The organism is Aurantimonas sp. Leaf443, assembly GCF_001425575.1.
Classification (GTDB): domain Bacteria; phylum Pseudomonadota; class Alphaproteobacteria; order Rhizobiales; family Rhizobiaceae; genus Leaf443.
The window spans coordinates 1-13,267 of the sequence record NZ_LMRD01000006.1; the positions used below are offsets into that span (position 1 = coordinate 1).

General features: G+C 70.3%; 11 protein-coding genes and 1 pseudogene. 8 read left to right on the forward strand and 4 right to left on the reverse strand.

Going from position 1 to position 13,267, the window contains the following annotated elements; genetic code table 11:
- The first annotated feature begins 2 nt into the window (after positions 1-2).
- From cysD to ASG48_RS04745, 3 genes are read left to right on the forward strand one after another with little or no spacing between them, the layout of a single operon-like run.
- Complete coding sequence (cysD, locus tag ASG48_RS04735) at positions 3-920, forward strand: sulfate adenylyltransferase subunit CysD (RefSeq protein ID WP_348271116.1); 918 nt, start codon at positions 3-5, stop codon at positions 918-920.
- Positions 920-2,818, forward strand: coding sequence for a sulfate adenylyltransferase subunit CysN (gene cysN / locus ASG48_RS04740; RefSeq protein ID WP_055846088.1), 1,899 nt, complete (start codon positions 920-922; stop codon positions 2,816-2,818). Before cysD ends, cysN begins: the two co-directional genes overlap by 1 nt.
- Before the next feature lie 47 nt (positions 2,819-2,865).
- Positions 2,866-3,084, forward strand: coding sequence for an adenylyl-sulfate kinase (locus ASG48_RS04745; RefSeq protein ID WP_280138009.1), 219 nt, complete (start codon positions 2,866-2,868; stop codon positions 3,082-3,084).
- A 162-nt stretch (positions 3,085-3,246) separates the two neighbouring features.
- On the opposite strand, the gene ASG48_RS04750 is transcribed toward ASG48_RS04745, so the two are convergent.
- On the reverse strand, positions 3,247-4,644 hold the full coding sequence (locus ASG48_RS04750) for a hypothetical protein (RefSeq protein ID WP_244486761.1): 1,398 nt from the start codon (positions 4,642-4,644) through the stop codon (positions 3,247-3,249).
- A 141-nt stretch (positions 4,645-4,785) separates the two neighbouring features.
- On the opposite strand from ASG48_RS04750, the gene ASG48_RS04755 reads away from it, so the two are divergent.
- Positions 4,786-5,661 carry a rhodanese-related sulfurtransferase gene (locus ASG48_RS04755; protein WP_055846093.1) on the forward strand — a complete coding sequence of 292 codons (876 nt, stop codon included), beginning with the start codon at positions 4,786-4,788 and terminating at the stop codon, positions 5,659-5,661.
- Positions 5,662-5,682: 21 nt separating this feature from the next.
- Here the strand turns inward: ASG48_RS04755 and cysG are convergent, their stop codons facing one another.
- The 3 genes from cysG to queF form a co-directional block, all read right to left on the reverse strand.
- Positions 5,683-7,119, reverse strand: coding sequence for a siroheme synthase CysG (gene cysG / locus ASG48_RS04760; RefSeq protein WP_055847823.1), 1,437 nt, complete (start codon positions 7,117-7,119; stop codon positions 5,683-5,685).
- Positions 7,120-7,338: 219 nt separating this feature from the next.
- Entirely contained in the window at positions 7,339-8,469 is a 1,131-nt protein-coding gene (ribB, locus tag ASG48_RS04765; protein ID WP_055846096.1) for a 3,4-dihydroxy-2-butanone-4-phosphate synthase, read from the reverse strand.
- 117 nt (positions 8,470-8,586) lie between these two features.
- Positions 8,587-9,045 carry a preQ(1) synthase gene (gene queF / locus ASG48_RS04770; protein ID WP_055846100.1) on the reverse strand — a complete coding sequence of 153 codons (459 nt, stop codon included), beginning with the start codon at positions 9,043-9,045 and terminating at the stop codon, positions 8,587-8,589.
- A gap of 294 nt (positions 9,046-9,339) precedes the next feature.
- Between queF and ASG48_RS04775 the strand changes: the two are divergent.
- From ASG48_RS04775 to ASG48_RS04790, 4 genes and pseudogenes are all read left to right on the forward strand, one after another.
- Positions 9,340-9,951 (forward strand): annotated as a pseudogene (locus ASG48_RS04775) (TerC family protein); the annotation flags it as partial.
- 235 nt (positions 9,952-10,186) lie between these two features.
- On the forward strand, positions 10,187-11,074 hold the full coding sequence (locus tag ASG48_RS04780) for a LysR family transcriptional regulator (protein WP_055846104.1): 888 nt from the start codon (positions 10,187-10,189) through the stop codon (positions 11,072-11,074).
- Positions 11,075-11,209: 135 nt separating this feature from the next.
- Positions 11,210-11,677 carry a formate dehydrogenase subunit gamma gene (locus ASG48_RS04785; RefSeq protein ID WP_244486762.1) on the forward strand — a complete coding sequence of 156 codons (468 nt, stop codon included), beginning with the start codon at positions 11,210-11,212 and terminating at the stop codon, positions 11,675-11,677.
- Positions 11,674-13,233 (forward strand): NADH-quinone oxidoreductase subunit NuoF, encoded by a 1,560-nt coding sequence (locus ASG48_RS04790; RefSeq protein ID WP_055846110.1) that lies wholly within the window; start codon positions 11,674-11,676, stop codon positions 13,231-13,233. The genes ASG48_RS04785 and ASG48_RS04790 overlap by 4 nt, the downstream gene beginning before the upstream one ends.
- Positions 13,234-13,267 lie beyond the last annotated feature (34 nt).

The following is a 13,267-nucleotide window of genomic DNA, read 5'->3' on the forward strand; positions in this document are numbered from 1 at the left end:
CCGTGTCTGACCTATCGTCGGATCGACTGACGCATTTGCGGATGCTTGAGGCGGAGTCGATCCACATTCTTCGGGAGGTTGCGTCGGAGTTCCGCAACCCGGTGATGCTGTATTCGATCGGCAAGGATTCGTCGGTGATGCTGCATCTGGCGATGAAGGCGTTCCACCCTTCGCGCCCGCCCTTTCCCCTGATGCATGTCGACACGACGTGGAAGTTCCGCGAGATGATCGCCTTCCGCGACGCCGCCGCCAGGCGCGCGGGGATGGAGCTCATCGTCCATCAGAACGCGGAGGGCATCGCCAAGGGCGTCACGCCCTTCACCCACGGCGCCTCGCTCTACACCAACATCATGAAGACCGACTCCCTCAAGCAGGCGCTGACCCAGCACGGCTTCGACGCCGCCTTCGGCGGGGCGCGGCGCGACGAGGAGAAGAGCCGCGCCAAGGAGCGCATCTTCTCCTTCCGCTCCGAGAACCACGGCTGGGACCCCAAGAACCAGCGCCCCGAGCTCTGGAACGTCTACAATGCCCGCATCCGCAAGGGCGAGTCGATCCGCGCCTTCCCCCTGTCGAACTGGACCGAGCTCGACATCTGGCAGTACATCCTGAAGGAGAACATCCCCATCGTTCCCCTCTACTTCGCCGACCGGCGCCCGGTCGTGGAACGCGACGGCCAGCTCATCATGGTCGACGACGACCGCATGCCGCTCGCCCCCGGCGAGACCCCGCAGATGCGCAAGGTGCGCTTCCGCACGCTCGGCTGCTACCCGCTGACCGCGGCCATGGAGTCGGACGCCACGACCCTGCCCGAGATCGTCTACGAGATGCTGCTGGCCAAGACGTCCGAGCGCTCGGGCCGGCTGATCGACCACGACGAGGCCGGGTCGATGGAGAAGAAGAAGCGCGAGGGATATTTCTGATGGACATCGTCGAACTCGATCCGACCGCCTTCACCGACTATCTCGCCCGCCACGAGGAGAAGGGGCTCCTGCGCTTCCTCACCTGCGGCTCGGTGGACGACGGCAAGTCGACCCTCATCGGGCGCCTGCTCTACGATACCAAGCTGCTCTTCGAGGACCAGCTGGCGAGCCTGGAGCGCGACTCCGTCAAGCACGGCACGGTGGGCGAGGACATCGACTTCGCCCTCCTCGTCGACGGGCTGGAGGCCGAGCGCGAGCAGGGCATCACCATCGACGTCGCCTACCGCTTCTTCGCCACCGACAAGCGCAAGTTCATCGTCGCCGACACGCCCGGCCACGAGCAGTACACGCGCAACATGGCCACCGGCGCCTCCAATGCCGACGTCGCCATCCTCCTCGTCGACGCGCGCAAGGGCATCCTCACCCAGACCCGGCGCCATTCCTTCATCGCCTCGCTTCTGGGCATCCGCCACGTCGTGGTGGCCGTCAACAAGATCGACCTCGTCGGCTATTCGGAGGAGATCTTCGACAGGATCGTCGCCGACTACCGCGAGTTCGCCGTCGATCTCGGCTTCCAGACGCTGCAGCCGATCCCGCTCTCGGCGCGCTTCGGCGACAACGTGACGGGCCGGGGCGAGAACCTGTCCTGGTACGACGGGCCGACGCTGCTGGAGCATCTGGAGACGCTGGACGTTTCGCAGGAGCGCACGAGCCTGCCCTTCCGCTTCCCCGTGCAATGGGTGAACCGGCCGAACCTCGACTTCCGCGGCTATTCCGGCACGATCGCCGGCGGGCGCGTTTCGGTGGGCGACGAGGTGGCGGTGGCCATGTCGGGGCGCACCTCGACGGTGAAGGCGATCTCCACCTTCGACGGCGAGCGTGCGAGCGCCATCGCCGGCGAGGCGGTGACGCTGGTCCTGTCGGACGAGGTGGACATCTCGCGCGGCGACGTGATCGCGGCGGCGGGCGCGCGCCCGGAAGTGACCGACCAGTTCGCCGCCCATCTCATCTGGATGCACGACGACGCGCTGATCCCGGGGCGGCCGTATCTGTTCAAGATCGGCGCCAAGAGCGTGGCCGGCTCGGTGACGGAGATCAAGCACGCGATCGACGTCAACACGTTCCAGCATCTGGCGGCCAAGTCGCTGGAGCTGAACGCGGTGGCGGTGGTCAACGTCTCGCTGCGCGAGCCGGTGGCCTTCGACCCCTATTCGGAGAACCCGCAGACCGGCGGCTTCATCGTGATCGACCGCCTGTCGAACCTGACGGTGGGCGCGGGGATGATCGACTTCGGCCTGCGCCGGGCGACGAACATCCACTGGCAGGCKGTGGACCTGACCAAGCGGCTGCGCGGCGAGGCGATGGGCCAGCGGCCGGCGGTCCTGTGGTTCACGGGTCTTTCGGGGGCGGGCAAGTCGACGGTGGCCAACCTCGTGGAGAAGAAGCTCTTCGCGCTCGGCAAGCACACCTATCTGCTCGACGGCGACAACGTGCGCCACGGGCTGAACCGGGATCTGGGCTTCACCGAGGTGGACCGGGTGGAGAACATCCGGCGCGTGGCGGAGACGGCGCGGCTCTTCGTGGACGCSGGSCTGATCGTGCTGGCCTCGTTCATCTCGCCGTTCCGCTCGGAGCGGCAGATGGCGCGCGAGCTGTTCGATCCGGGCGAGTTCGTGGAGATCTTCGTGGACACGCCGCTGCGCGTGGCCGAGAGCCGGGACCCGAAGGGCCTGTACAAGCGGGCGCGGGAGGGATCGATCAAGAACTTCACGGGTATCGACAGCCCCTACGAGGCGCCCGAGAGCCCCGAACTGCAGCTGGCCGGCGGCATGAACGCCGCCGAGACCCTCGCCGACCAGGTCGTGGCCTATCTCAAGGCCCATCACTACATCGACTGACGACCGACGACCGACGCATCCCCGCGGCGCAAACCGCCGCGGAGGAGATCTTCGTGGACACGCCGCTGCGCGTGGCCGAGAGCCGGGACCCGAAGGGCCTGTACAAGCGGGCGCGGGAGGGATCGATCAAGAACTTCACGGGCATCGACAGCCCCTACGAGGCGCCCGAGAGCCCCGAACTGCAGCTGGCCGGCGGCATGAACGCCGCCGAGACCCTCGCCGACCAGGTCGTGGCCTATCTCAAGGCCCATCACTACATCGACTGACGACCGACGACCGACGCATCCCCGCGGCGCAAACCGCCGCGGAGATGCGCCCAAGCCGAGGGTCGACAGGCCCGGCGCCTCGCAAGGGCGTCAGGCCCGGCGCCGGAAGACCGACACGATCGAACGCCCCGCCGGGAAACCCCCGCGCGGGGCGTTCGCATGTCAAACACGCATCAGATGCGCGGCGACGAGCACCGAGGCGAGGAGGACGAGCGTCGCCACCGCCATGAAGCTGCGGTTCCAGACGATGCCGACATGCAGCGCCGAGACCTCGCCGAGCCGCCCGACAAGGAGCGTCGTGGCGGTGAAGGGCGAGCTTGCGCCCGCCAGCGCCCAGCCGGCGGTGATGGCGACGACGACGGCGTTCGGCGAGACGCCCATCGCCTGGGCCGACGGCAGGAGAGGGGCGAAGAGCGAGACGGACAGGATCGGGTTCATGCCGAGCTGCCCCAGAAGCGGCACCAGGAGAACGAGGCCCGCCAGGATGGCGGGCGTCGGCAGCGCGGCGAGATCGAGGCGCGCGCCCGATCCCGCGAGCCAGGGCTCGATGAGCGCGGCGCCCAGCGTGCCGATGATGCCGGCCATGGCGAGGAGCAGGATCTCCGGCGCGTAGGAGGGGACGTCGACCAGGGCGAGGCGCTGCAGCCGGCCCGTGAACCGGCTCTGCGGTGCCGTCTCCCCGCGCGCCTGCAGCGCGATCCAGCCGAGCGCGACGACCGGCACGAGCGCCATCACGACCGTGATGAACTTCAGCCCCGTCAGGAGCTCCACCACGCCGACGCCGGCGAAGAGGACGAGGAGGAGCACGAAGAGCGGCGCCGCGTCGCGGATCGTGCCGAGCGTGTTGACCGCCAGCGGCACGGCGCGCGGCACTTTCGGCTTGTAGCGGCTGTCCAGCCGCCAGCCGACGAGGGTGAGGAGCGCGGCGTTGACGAGCGCGAAGGGCGCCGCCCCGCTCCAGGAGGAGTGCGGCACGAGCGAGGTCGTGACCGCCATAGCGAAGGCGAGCGGAGACCAGGCGAGGGAGGCGACGAACCCGCGCTGGATGGCGAGCAGCATGCGCCGGTTGCGCACGGTGCGGATCTCGGGATCGGTCTCCTGGCGCGTGACGCTCTCGGTGAGGCCGCCCAGAAGCGTGATCGCGCCGTAGCTGAGGACCAGCGCGAAGAGGTGGCCGCCGCCGGTGAGGGCCAGATAGCGCCGGCCGGGCGGCTGCGTGGCGAGATAGCGCCCGCAGCGGGCGATGGCCGGCGACGTGCTCGCCGGCGAGCGCAACGAGGCGAGGGCCACGAAGAAGGCGCCGATGAAGGCCCCTTGCGAGAGCGCGCGCAGCCCGAGCGCCGGCCAGTCGTCGCGCGTGGCGACGCAGGCGAGGAAGAGAAGCGTGCCGACCGCCACGAAGGCCTGCCGGCCGCGCTGCGCCTTCGGCGTGGCGAGGGCGATGAAGAGAAGCACCGTGCCGGCGGCGAGGCTCCCCGCCACGGCGCTGCCCGCCGCGTCGCGCAGGAGGACGAGCGGCACAAGGGCGACGAGGACGAGGCCGAGGAGGCGGTGGATCACGCGGCAGGTTCGCTTGCGGTCGAGGGGGTTCGTCGGGTGCCCCGTCCTTGGACCGGGACGGCCGGCTTGGCAACGCCCTGCCTTCGGGCCCGTCCGGGGCAGGGCGATTGTGAGGCCCGGCGCGCGGCGCTAAGAGGCGGCATGGAATTCCAGGTCGCCGCCTTCTATCGCTTCGTGCCCCTTTCGGGCCTGCCCGCGCTGAAAACGCGCCTCGAGACCCTGTGCCGCGCGCAGGCCATCCGCGGGACGATCCTCATCGCGCAGGAGGGGATCAACGGCACGGTGGCCGGCGCGCCGGCCAGCGTGGCCGCGCTTCTCGACGCGCTCGACGAGGAGGCCGGCATCCGGCGCGGCGAAGTGAAGCTGTCCTCCGCCGACCGGGCGCCCTTCGCGCGGCTGAAGGTGCGCATCCGCCCGGAGATCATCACGATGCGCGCGCCCGAGGCCGACCCGTCGCGGCGTGTCGGCACCTATGTCGAGCCGGCCGACTGGAACGCGCTGATCGCGGCGCCCGGCACGCTCCTTCTCGACACGCGCAACCGCTACGAGACGCGCGTCGGCACGTTCGAGGGCGCGGTGGACCCGCAGATCGACGCGTTCACCGCCTTCAAGCGCTATGCGCAGGAGCATCTCGATCCCGCGCGCGACGAGACGATCGCCATGTTCTGCACGGGCGGCATCCGCTGCGAGAAGGCCTCGGCCTATCTCCTCGCCCGGGGCTTTCGCAACGTCTTCCACCTGAAGGGCGGCATCCTCGCCTATCTCGAGCAGGTGCCGGCCGAGGAGAGCCGCTGGCAGGGCGACTGCTACGTCTTCGACGGGCGCGTGGCGGTCGGCCACGGGGTCGCGCCGGCGCAGTGGGGCGCCTGCCATGGCTGCGGGGCGCCGCTGTCGACCGATGACCGCGCCAGCGCGGAGTACGAGCCGGGCGTCTCCTGCCCGCAGTGCCGCGCGCAGCTGACGCCGGCAAAGGCCGCCTCGCTTCGCATGCGCCATCGGCAGATCACCGGGGGCTGACGGAAACGGCGCGGTCCGCGGTCAGGCCGTCGCGGCGACCGCATCGTCGCGCGAGTCCGCCGCTGCGGCCGCGGCGAGTTCGGCGAAGACGCGGCCGACGCCGATGAGGATCGGGCGATCGACGCCGATGCGCTCCACGATGGCGCCGAGATCGGCGAGCGTGCCGAGCCCGCGCGTCTCGTCGTGGCGCGAGAGATTGGCGGCGACGGCGACGGGCGTGGAGGCGGGCAGGCCGTTCTCGATCAGCCGCGCGGCGATCTTCGGGGCCATGCGGCCGCCCATGTAGAAGATGGTCGTGGCGTAGTCGTCGGCGAGCGCCTGCCAGTCGAGTTCCTCGGGCAGGCCGCCGGACTTGGAATGGCCGGTGACGAAACGCAGCTGCTGGGCGCGGTCGCGATGGGTGAGCGAGACGCCGAAGCTGGCCGCCAGCGCCGAGGCCGCCGTGATGCCGGGCACGATGGCGACCGGGATGCCCTGCCGCTTCAGCGCGTCGATCTCCTCGCCGGCGCGGCCGAAGACCGAGACGTCGCCCGATTTCAGGCGCACGACGTGCCGGCCGGCCTTGGCGAACTGGATCATCAGCGCGTTGATGTCCTCCTGCCGGCAGCTCTCGCGGCTGGCGCGCTTGCCCACGAGCATGCGCTTGGCCTCGCGGCGCGAGAGCTCCAGGATCTCGTCGGAGACGAGGTCGTCGAAGAGGATGACGTCGGCGGCCTGCAGCGCGCGCACGGCCTTCAGCGTCAGGAGTTCGGCCTCGCCCGGCCCGCAGCCGACGAGGGTCACCCGCCCGCCGGCGGCCGGCGAGCGGGTCAGTTCGTCGAGGAAGCGGCCGGCGTCGGCCTCGGCCTTCTCGTCGGGCGCCGTCGCGGTGAAGGCGCGGTCCGAGAGGCGCTCCCAGAAGGCGCGGCGCGAGGGGCCGGGCTCCAGCCGCTCCATCACCTCTGCCCGCAGCCGCGTGGCGAGCGCCGCCCAGCCGGCGAGCGAGGGCGGAAGCAGCGTCTCGATGCGCCGGCGGATCGACTGGCCGAGAATGGGCGCGGCGCCGTCCGTGGAGATGGAGACGACGACGGGCGAGCGGTTGACGATCGTGCCGAAGCGGAACTGGCAGAAATCGGGCTTGTCGACCGTGTTGACCGGCACGCCCGCGGCCCGCGCCGCGCAGGCGAAGCCCCGCGCCTCGGCCGCGCTTTCGAGGTCGCCGACCGCGATGGCCGCGCCCTCGAAGATGCCGATGCTCCAGGGCCGGTCGTGATGGACGACCGTGCCGGAGGGGCTGCCCGCGACGAGAAGCTCGCGCATCTCCTCGCACAGCGTCTCGTCCGGCGCGTAGAGATGGACCTCGGCTCCGGCCGCGGCGAGAAGCTCCGCCTTCCAGGCCGCACCCGCCGATCCGCCCGCCATCACGGCCCTGCGGCCCTTCAGCTCGAAGAAGACGGGCAGGGTCGCGAGCGCGCCCATGCGCTGCGAGCGCGCCGGCGGCGTCACGTCGGCGGCGTCCTTCCGAGGGGGAAGCGGGGTGGTCGTCTGGATCACGGCAGGGCCCATGGCGAGCGTCGGATGGACATCCTTATACGCCAGGGGCCAAGCCCCTCGCGAGGCCATATTTTCCGCAAGGCCTGCCCGTTTTCGCAGCAGGTCCCAAGCTTCGCCGCCGCACGCAACGCGCGTTGCGCGCGGTCAGCTCTCGACGAGGATCGTGCCGCAGACCTCGATGCCGAAACCGGTGAGGCCGACATAGGAGCGTTCCTGCGTCGCCACCACGGCGATGGAGCGCACGTCGAGATCGCGCAGGATCTGCGCCCCGACGCCGACCTCGCGCCAGCGCTGCTGGCGCTTCAGCGCGGAGCCGTGCTTCTCGCCGTCGACGGGTTCGGACGCCTGGTCGGCGAGCGCGGGGCCGATGGCGTCGAAATCGTCGACGCTCGGGGTGCGAAGGAGCATCAGGATGCCCGCCCCCTCGGGGCGGAAGGCGTCCACCGCCGAATCGACCCAGCTGCGCGCGGAGCTGCGCGAGCGGCCGAACACGTCCAGAACCGGCTGCTCGCGATGGATGCGCGTCGGCACCTTCTCGCGGCCGCGCACGTCGCCGAAGACGGCGACGACGTGCTGCATCGGGTCGAAGGGCGTCTCGTAGATGCGCACGACGCCGTCGAGGCCGGCGACGCGCATGCGCTCCTCCTTCACGCAGCGCACGAAGGACTCGCGGCGGATGCGGTAGGCGATGAGGTCCTCGATCGAGATGATCTTCAGCCCGTGCTCGCGCGCGAAGGGCAGGAGCTGGGGCAGACGCATGACCGTGCCGTCGTCGTTGACGACCTCGGCGAGGATGCCGACGGGCTCGAGCCCGGCGAGCGTGGCGAGATCGGTGCCGGCCTCGGTGTGGCCGGAGCGCGTGAGGACGCCGCCCTCGCGCGAGATCAGCGGGAACATGTGGCCGGGGCGCAGGAAGTCGGTGCCCGAACAGTTGTTGTTGGCGAGCGCGCGCGCCGTGTTGGCGCGCTCCTCGGCCGAGATGCCGGTCGTCATGCCGAGCTTGTAGTCGACCGAGACGGTGAAGGCGGTGCGCATCGGGTCGAGATTGTTGGCGACCATGGGCGGCAGGTTCAGGGCGCTGGCGCGCTCGCCCGTCATCGGCACGCAGAGGATGCCGCTCGTGTGGCGGATCATGAAGGCGAGCTTCTCGGGCACGGCCTTGGAGGCGGCCATGATGAGGTCGCCCTCGTTCTCGCGGTCCGTGTCGTCGACGACGACGACGAGTTCGCCGTTGGCGATCGCGGCGATGGCGTCTTCGATCCGGTCGAGTTCCATGGACTTTCCTCTCCTCGTTGTCCGCTCCCCGCGGGCGCCCTGCGGCGGGTGCCCTTTAGGCCTTTGCGGCGGGCGGTACAATGCGGAGCGTGCGGAGGGACCGTCTCGCCGGTCGGCTCAGCCGCGTCCGCGATAGGGCGGCACGCCCATCTCGGGCAGGAAGGCGCCGGCCGGCGGCTCGCCGCTCTGCCAGAACACGTCGATCGGGATGCCGCCGCGCGGGTACCAGAAGGCGCCGATGCGCAGCCAGCGCGGCTGCGTCGCCGCCATCACGCGCCGGGCGATCGTCAGCGTGCAGTCCTCGTGGAAGGCGCCGTGGTTGCGGAAGCTGGTGAGGAAGAGTTTCAGCGACTTCGATTCGACCAGCCGGCCCGCCGGCGCGTAGTCGAGGACGATATGGGCGAAGTCCGGCTGGCCGGTGACCGGGCAGAGCGAGGTGAATTCGGGGCAGGTGAAGCGCACGATGGCGGCCGGTCCCTCGCCGGGCGCGAAGGGCACGGTCTCCAGAGGCGCCTCCTCGGGGCTGGCGGCGGGGCGGCTGTCGCGGCCGAGCTGGGTGAGGGTCGGGTCGGTCAAACGGGCGGGCTCCGGCGGTTTGCTGTGTCGGCCGTGTATCGGCCGAAGACCGTTTACGGTTCAACCGGCGATTCCATCCCTCGCGACCGTTGAAAATTTGAGTGATCCGCCTTAAAGCCGCCAGCAGCCAGCCCGGGCCCCTCTGGCAGCCACTCCAGGCTGCGATGTCGGACTGGCGGACGATTCCCCACGCGTGCACCGCCGGGATCCGTTGTCCGCCGGAAGACCCGACGGCGAACGGATGCGACGCGGCGGCGCTCGCCTGTTCCGTTCGCGGTCACGAAAGGCTCCCGTATGTTCGAACTCCTCACGCCGGAAGGGTGGCTGGCGCTCGGCCAGATCATCATGATCGACGTCGTCCTCGCCGGCGACAACGCCATCGTCATCGGCCTCGCGGTCGCCGGGCTCCCCAAGGAGCAGCGCACCAAGGCGATCTTCTGGGGCATCGCCGCGGCCACGGGCCTGCGCATCGCCTTCACCCTCGTCGCCACCCAGCTTCTCGGCGTCTTCGGCCTGCTCCTGGCGGGCGGCGTCCTGCTTCTGTGGGTCTGCTGGAAGATGTGGTCCGAACTGCGCCAGTCGCATCACAATGCCGACGAGGTCGACGCATCGGGCGCCGCGGTCGGCGCGCCGCAGAAGACCTTCCGCCAGGCCGCCACGCAGATCATCCTCGCCGACGTCTCGATGTCGCTCGACAACGTGCTCGCCGTGGCCGGCGCCGCGGAGGGCCATCACTGGTCGCTGCTCGCCTTCGGCCTTCTCCTGTCGATCGCGCTGATGGGCCTTGCGGCCAACTTCATCGCCCAGCTCCTCAACCGGCACCGCTGGATCGCCTATGTGGGCCTTGTCGTCATCCTCTACGTGGCGGTGGAGATGGTGCTGAAGGGCCTCGTGCAGGTCTACCCGCCGGTCGGCGAATACATCCCGTTCGCGGTCGAGGACACGGCCCATCCGGCGCTGCCGGCCGGCGTCGAGCGGCCCGGCGCGCCGGTCACAACCGCCCCGGCCACCGCGCCCGCCGTGCAGTAGCCGCCGGCTTGCGATAGGGGTCGCCTCCGGCGGCCCCGCGATGCCAGACTGCGACGCCGCGCATGATCCCCGTGCGCGGCGTTTGACGTTCGGGCGGGGCGGGAGGACGCGAATGATCGACAAGCTCGAATATCTCATCATGCTGGCGAGCGAGAAGCATTTCGGCCGCGCGGCCGAGCGGCTCGGCATCACCCAGCCGACGCTCTCGGCCGGCCTTCGCCAGCTCGAGGAGCGGCTCGGCGTCACGCTCGTCAATCGCGGGTCGCGCTTCCAGGGCATGACGGCGGAGGGCGAGCGGGTGCTGGCCTGGGCGCGGCGCATCACCGACGACATGCGCACCATGCGCGAGGAGATCCGCGCCGTGCGCACCGGCCTTTTCGGCCATATCCGCATCGGCGCCGTGCCGACCGCGCTCGCCGTCGTCGCCAAGCTCGCCACGTCCTTCCGCGAGCGGCACGGCAACGTGACCTTCGAGATCACCTCCCACACCTCGGCGGAGCTCGCCGCGGGGATCGAGAATTTCGAGATCGACCTCGCGCTCACCTATCTCGACGACGAGCGGCTGAAGCGGCTCGACCAGCGCCCGCTTTACCAGGAGCGCTACTGCCTCGTGACGACGCGGGGGAACGCGTTGGCGGGCCGCGCCTCGCTGAGCTGGCAGGAGGCGGCCTCCGCGCCCCTCTGCCTGCTCAGCGCCACCATGCAGAACCGGCAGATCCTCAACCGGCATCTGGGCGAGGGCGGGCGCAGCTTCCAGACGGTGATGGAGTCGAACTCGATGATCGCGCTCCTCGCCAGCGTGCGCGCCGGGCGAGACCTCGCCACGATCATGCCCTATGCGAGCGCGGAGGTGCTGGGCCTCGCCGACCCGATGGTCGCCATCCCCATCACCGACCCGGATGTCGGCTACCGCGTCGGCGTCGTCGCCGCGCGGCGCGATCCGCGCCCGCCCGTGGTGGCGGCCTTCTTCGACGAATGCGCCTCCTTCGCGCCGGACTGACCGATGCCGGCCCGGCCCGGGCGATAGAGGCGCTCTATCGTTGAACGCGAGCGAGGCCATTGATCGGACAGGCGTTTTGGTGTCACCCTCTTGGAATTATTCCAATTGGCTGGGCTGGGAGGCTTGCCGGTGCGATTGAATTCGGCGTTCGATGCTGAGGCGGCCACGGAGATCGTTCGCGAGCTCAGCACCCTCGAAGGCCCGCTTCTGCCCATTCTCCACGCGCTGCAGAACCGTTTCGGCCATGTGAGCGAAGAGGCCATCCGGCTGATCTCGGCCGAGCTGAACCTCTCGCGCGCCGAGGTCTACGGCGTCGTCTCCTTCTATCACGATTACCATCGTGAACCGCAGGGGCGGCACGTGCTCAAGGTCTGCCGGGCGGAGGCCTGCCAGGCGGCGGGGGGCGACGCCATCGCCGCCTCGATCGAGGAGGCGCTCGGCCTCTCCTTCGGGCAGACCTCGCCGGACGGGCAGGTGACGCTCGAAGCCGTCTACTGCCTCGGCCTGTGCGCCACCGCCCCCTCCGCCATGGTCGACAAGCGCCTCGTCGGCCGGCTCAACGCCGCCAAGGTGGCGGCTCTCGTCGACGAGGTGCGCCTGTGACCCGCGTCTACATTCCGCTGGACTCCTTCGCCGTCGCCTGCGGCGCCGACGAGATCGCCGCCGAGCTGCAGCTGCTCGCCGTCTCGCGCAAGCTCGACATCACCATCGTGCGCAACGGATCGCGCGGCATGGCCTTCGCCGAGCCGATGGTCGAGGTCGAGACGCCGCAGGGGCGCATCGCCTACGGGCCGATCGAGCCCGGCGAGATGGAGGGCCTCGTCAAGGCCGGCTTCCTCACCGGCGGCGCGCACGAGAAGCGCATCGGCCGGCCCGAGGAGCATCCGTTCCTCGCCGGCCAGACGCGGCTGACCTTCAAGCGCTGCGGCCTCACCGACCCGCTGTCGATCGAGGACTACGAGGCCCATGGGGGCCTCAAGGGCCTTCGCCGGGCCATCGCCATGACGGCGGCCGAGATCGGCGCGGAGGTCCTGGCATCGGGTCTGCGCGGGCGCGGCGGCGCGGGCTTTCCCACGGGCATCAAGTGGAAGACGGTGCTGGAGGCGAAGGACGACCGCAAGTACATCGTCGCCAATGCCGACGAGGGCGACAGCGGCACCTTCGCCGACCGCATGATCATGGAGGGCGATCCCTACTGCCTGATCGAGGGCATGGCGATCGCCGGCCTCGCGACGGAGGCGCGGAAGGGCTTCGTCTATCTGCGCTCGGAATATCCGGTCGCCATCCGCATCCTCGGCGAGGCGATCGAGCGGGCGCGAGAGGCCGGCCTTCTCGGCGCCTCGGTGCTCGGCTGCGGCCGGGCCTTCGACATCGAGCTGCGCGTGGGCGCCGGCGCCTATGTCTGCGGCGAGGAGACATCGCTCCTGGAAAGCATCGAGGGCAAGCGCGGCCAGGTGCGCTTCAAGCCGCCGCTGCCAGCCCACAAGGGCCTCTTCGGCAAGCCGACCGTCATCAACAATGTCATCACGCTGGCCTCCACGCCCGAGATCCTCGCCGGCGGGGCGGAGGCCTACAAGAATTTCGGCATGGGCCGCTCGCGCGGCACGATCCCGCTGCAGATCGCCGGCAACGTGAAGCATGGCGGCCTCTACGAGACCGCCTTCGGCCTGACGCTCGGCGAGATCGTGGAGGGCATCGCCGGAGGCACGCAGTCCGGCCGGCCGATCCGCGCGGTGCAGGTGGGCGGACCGCTCGGCGCCTATTTCCCCGCCTCCTATTTCGACACGCCCTTCGACTACGAGGCCTTCGCCGCGCGCGACGGGCTGATCGGCCATGCCGGCATCGTCATCTTCGACGACAGCGTCGACATGATGAAGCAGGCCCGCTTCGCCTTCGAGTTCTGCGCCGTGGAATCCTGCGGCAAGTGCACGCCCTGCCGCGTCGGCGCGGTGCGCGGGCGCGAGACGGTGGACAAGATCATCGCCGGCGAGCGCACGGCCGAGAATCTCGCCGTGGTCGAGGACCTCTGCAACACGATGAAGTTCGGCTCGCTCTGCGCGCTCGGCGGCTTCACGCCCTATCCCGTGATGAGCGCCATCCGGCATTTCCCCGAGGATTTCCACGGCCACGGCGCGCCCCTGCGCGAAGCGGCGGAATAGTCCCGGGCCTTCGGCCGGCGCCGCGCATCCCGCG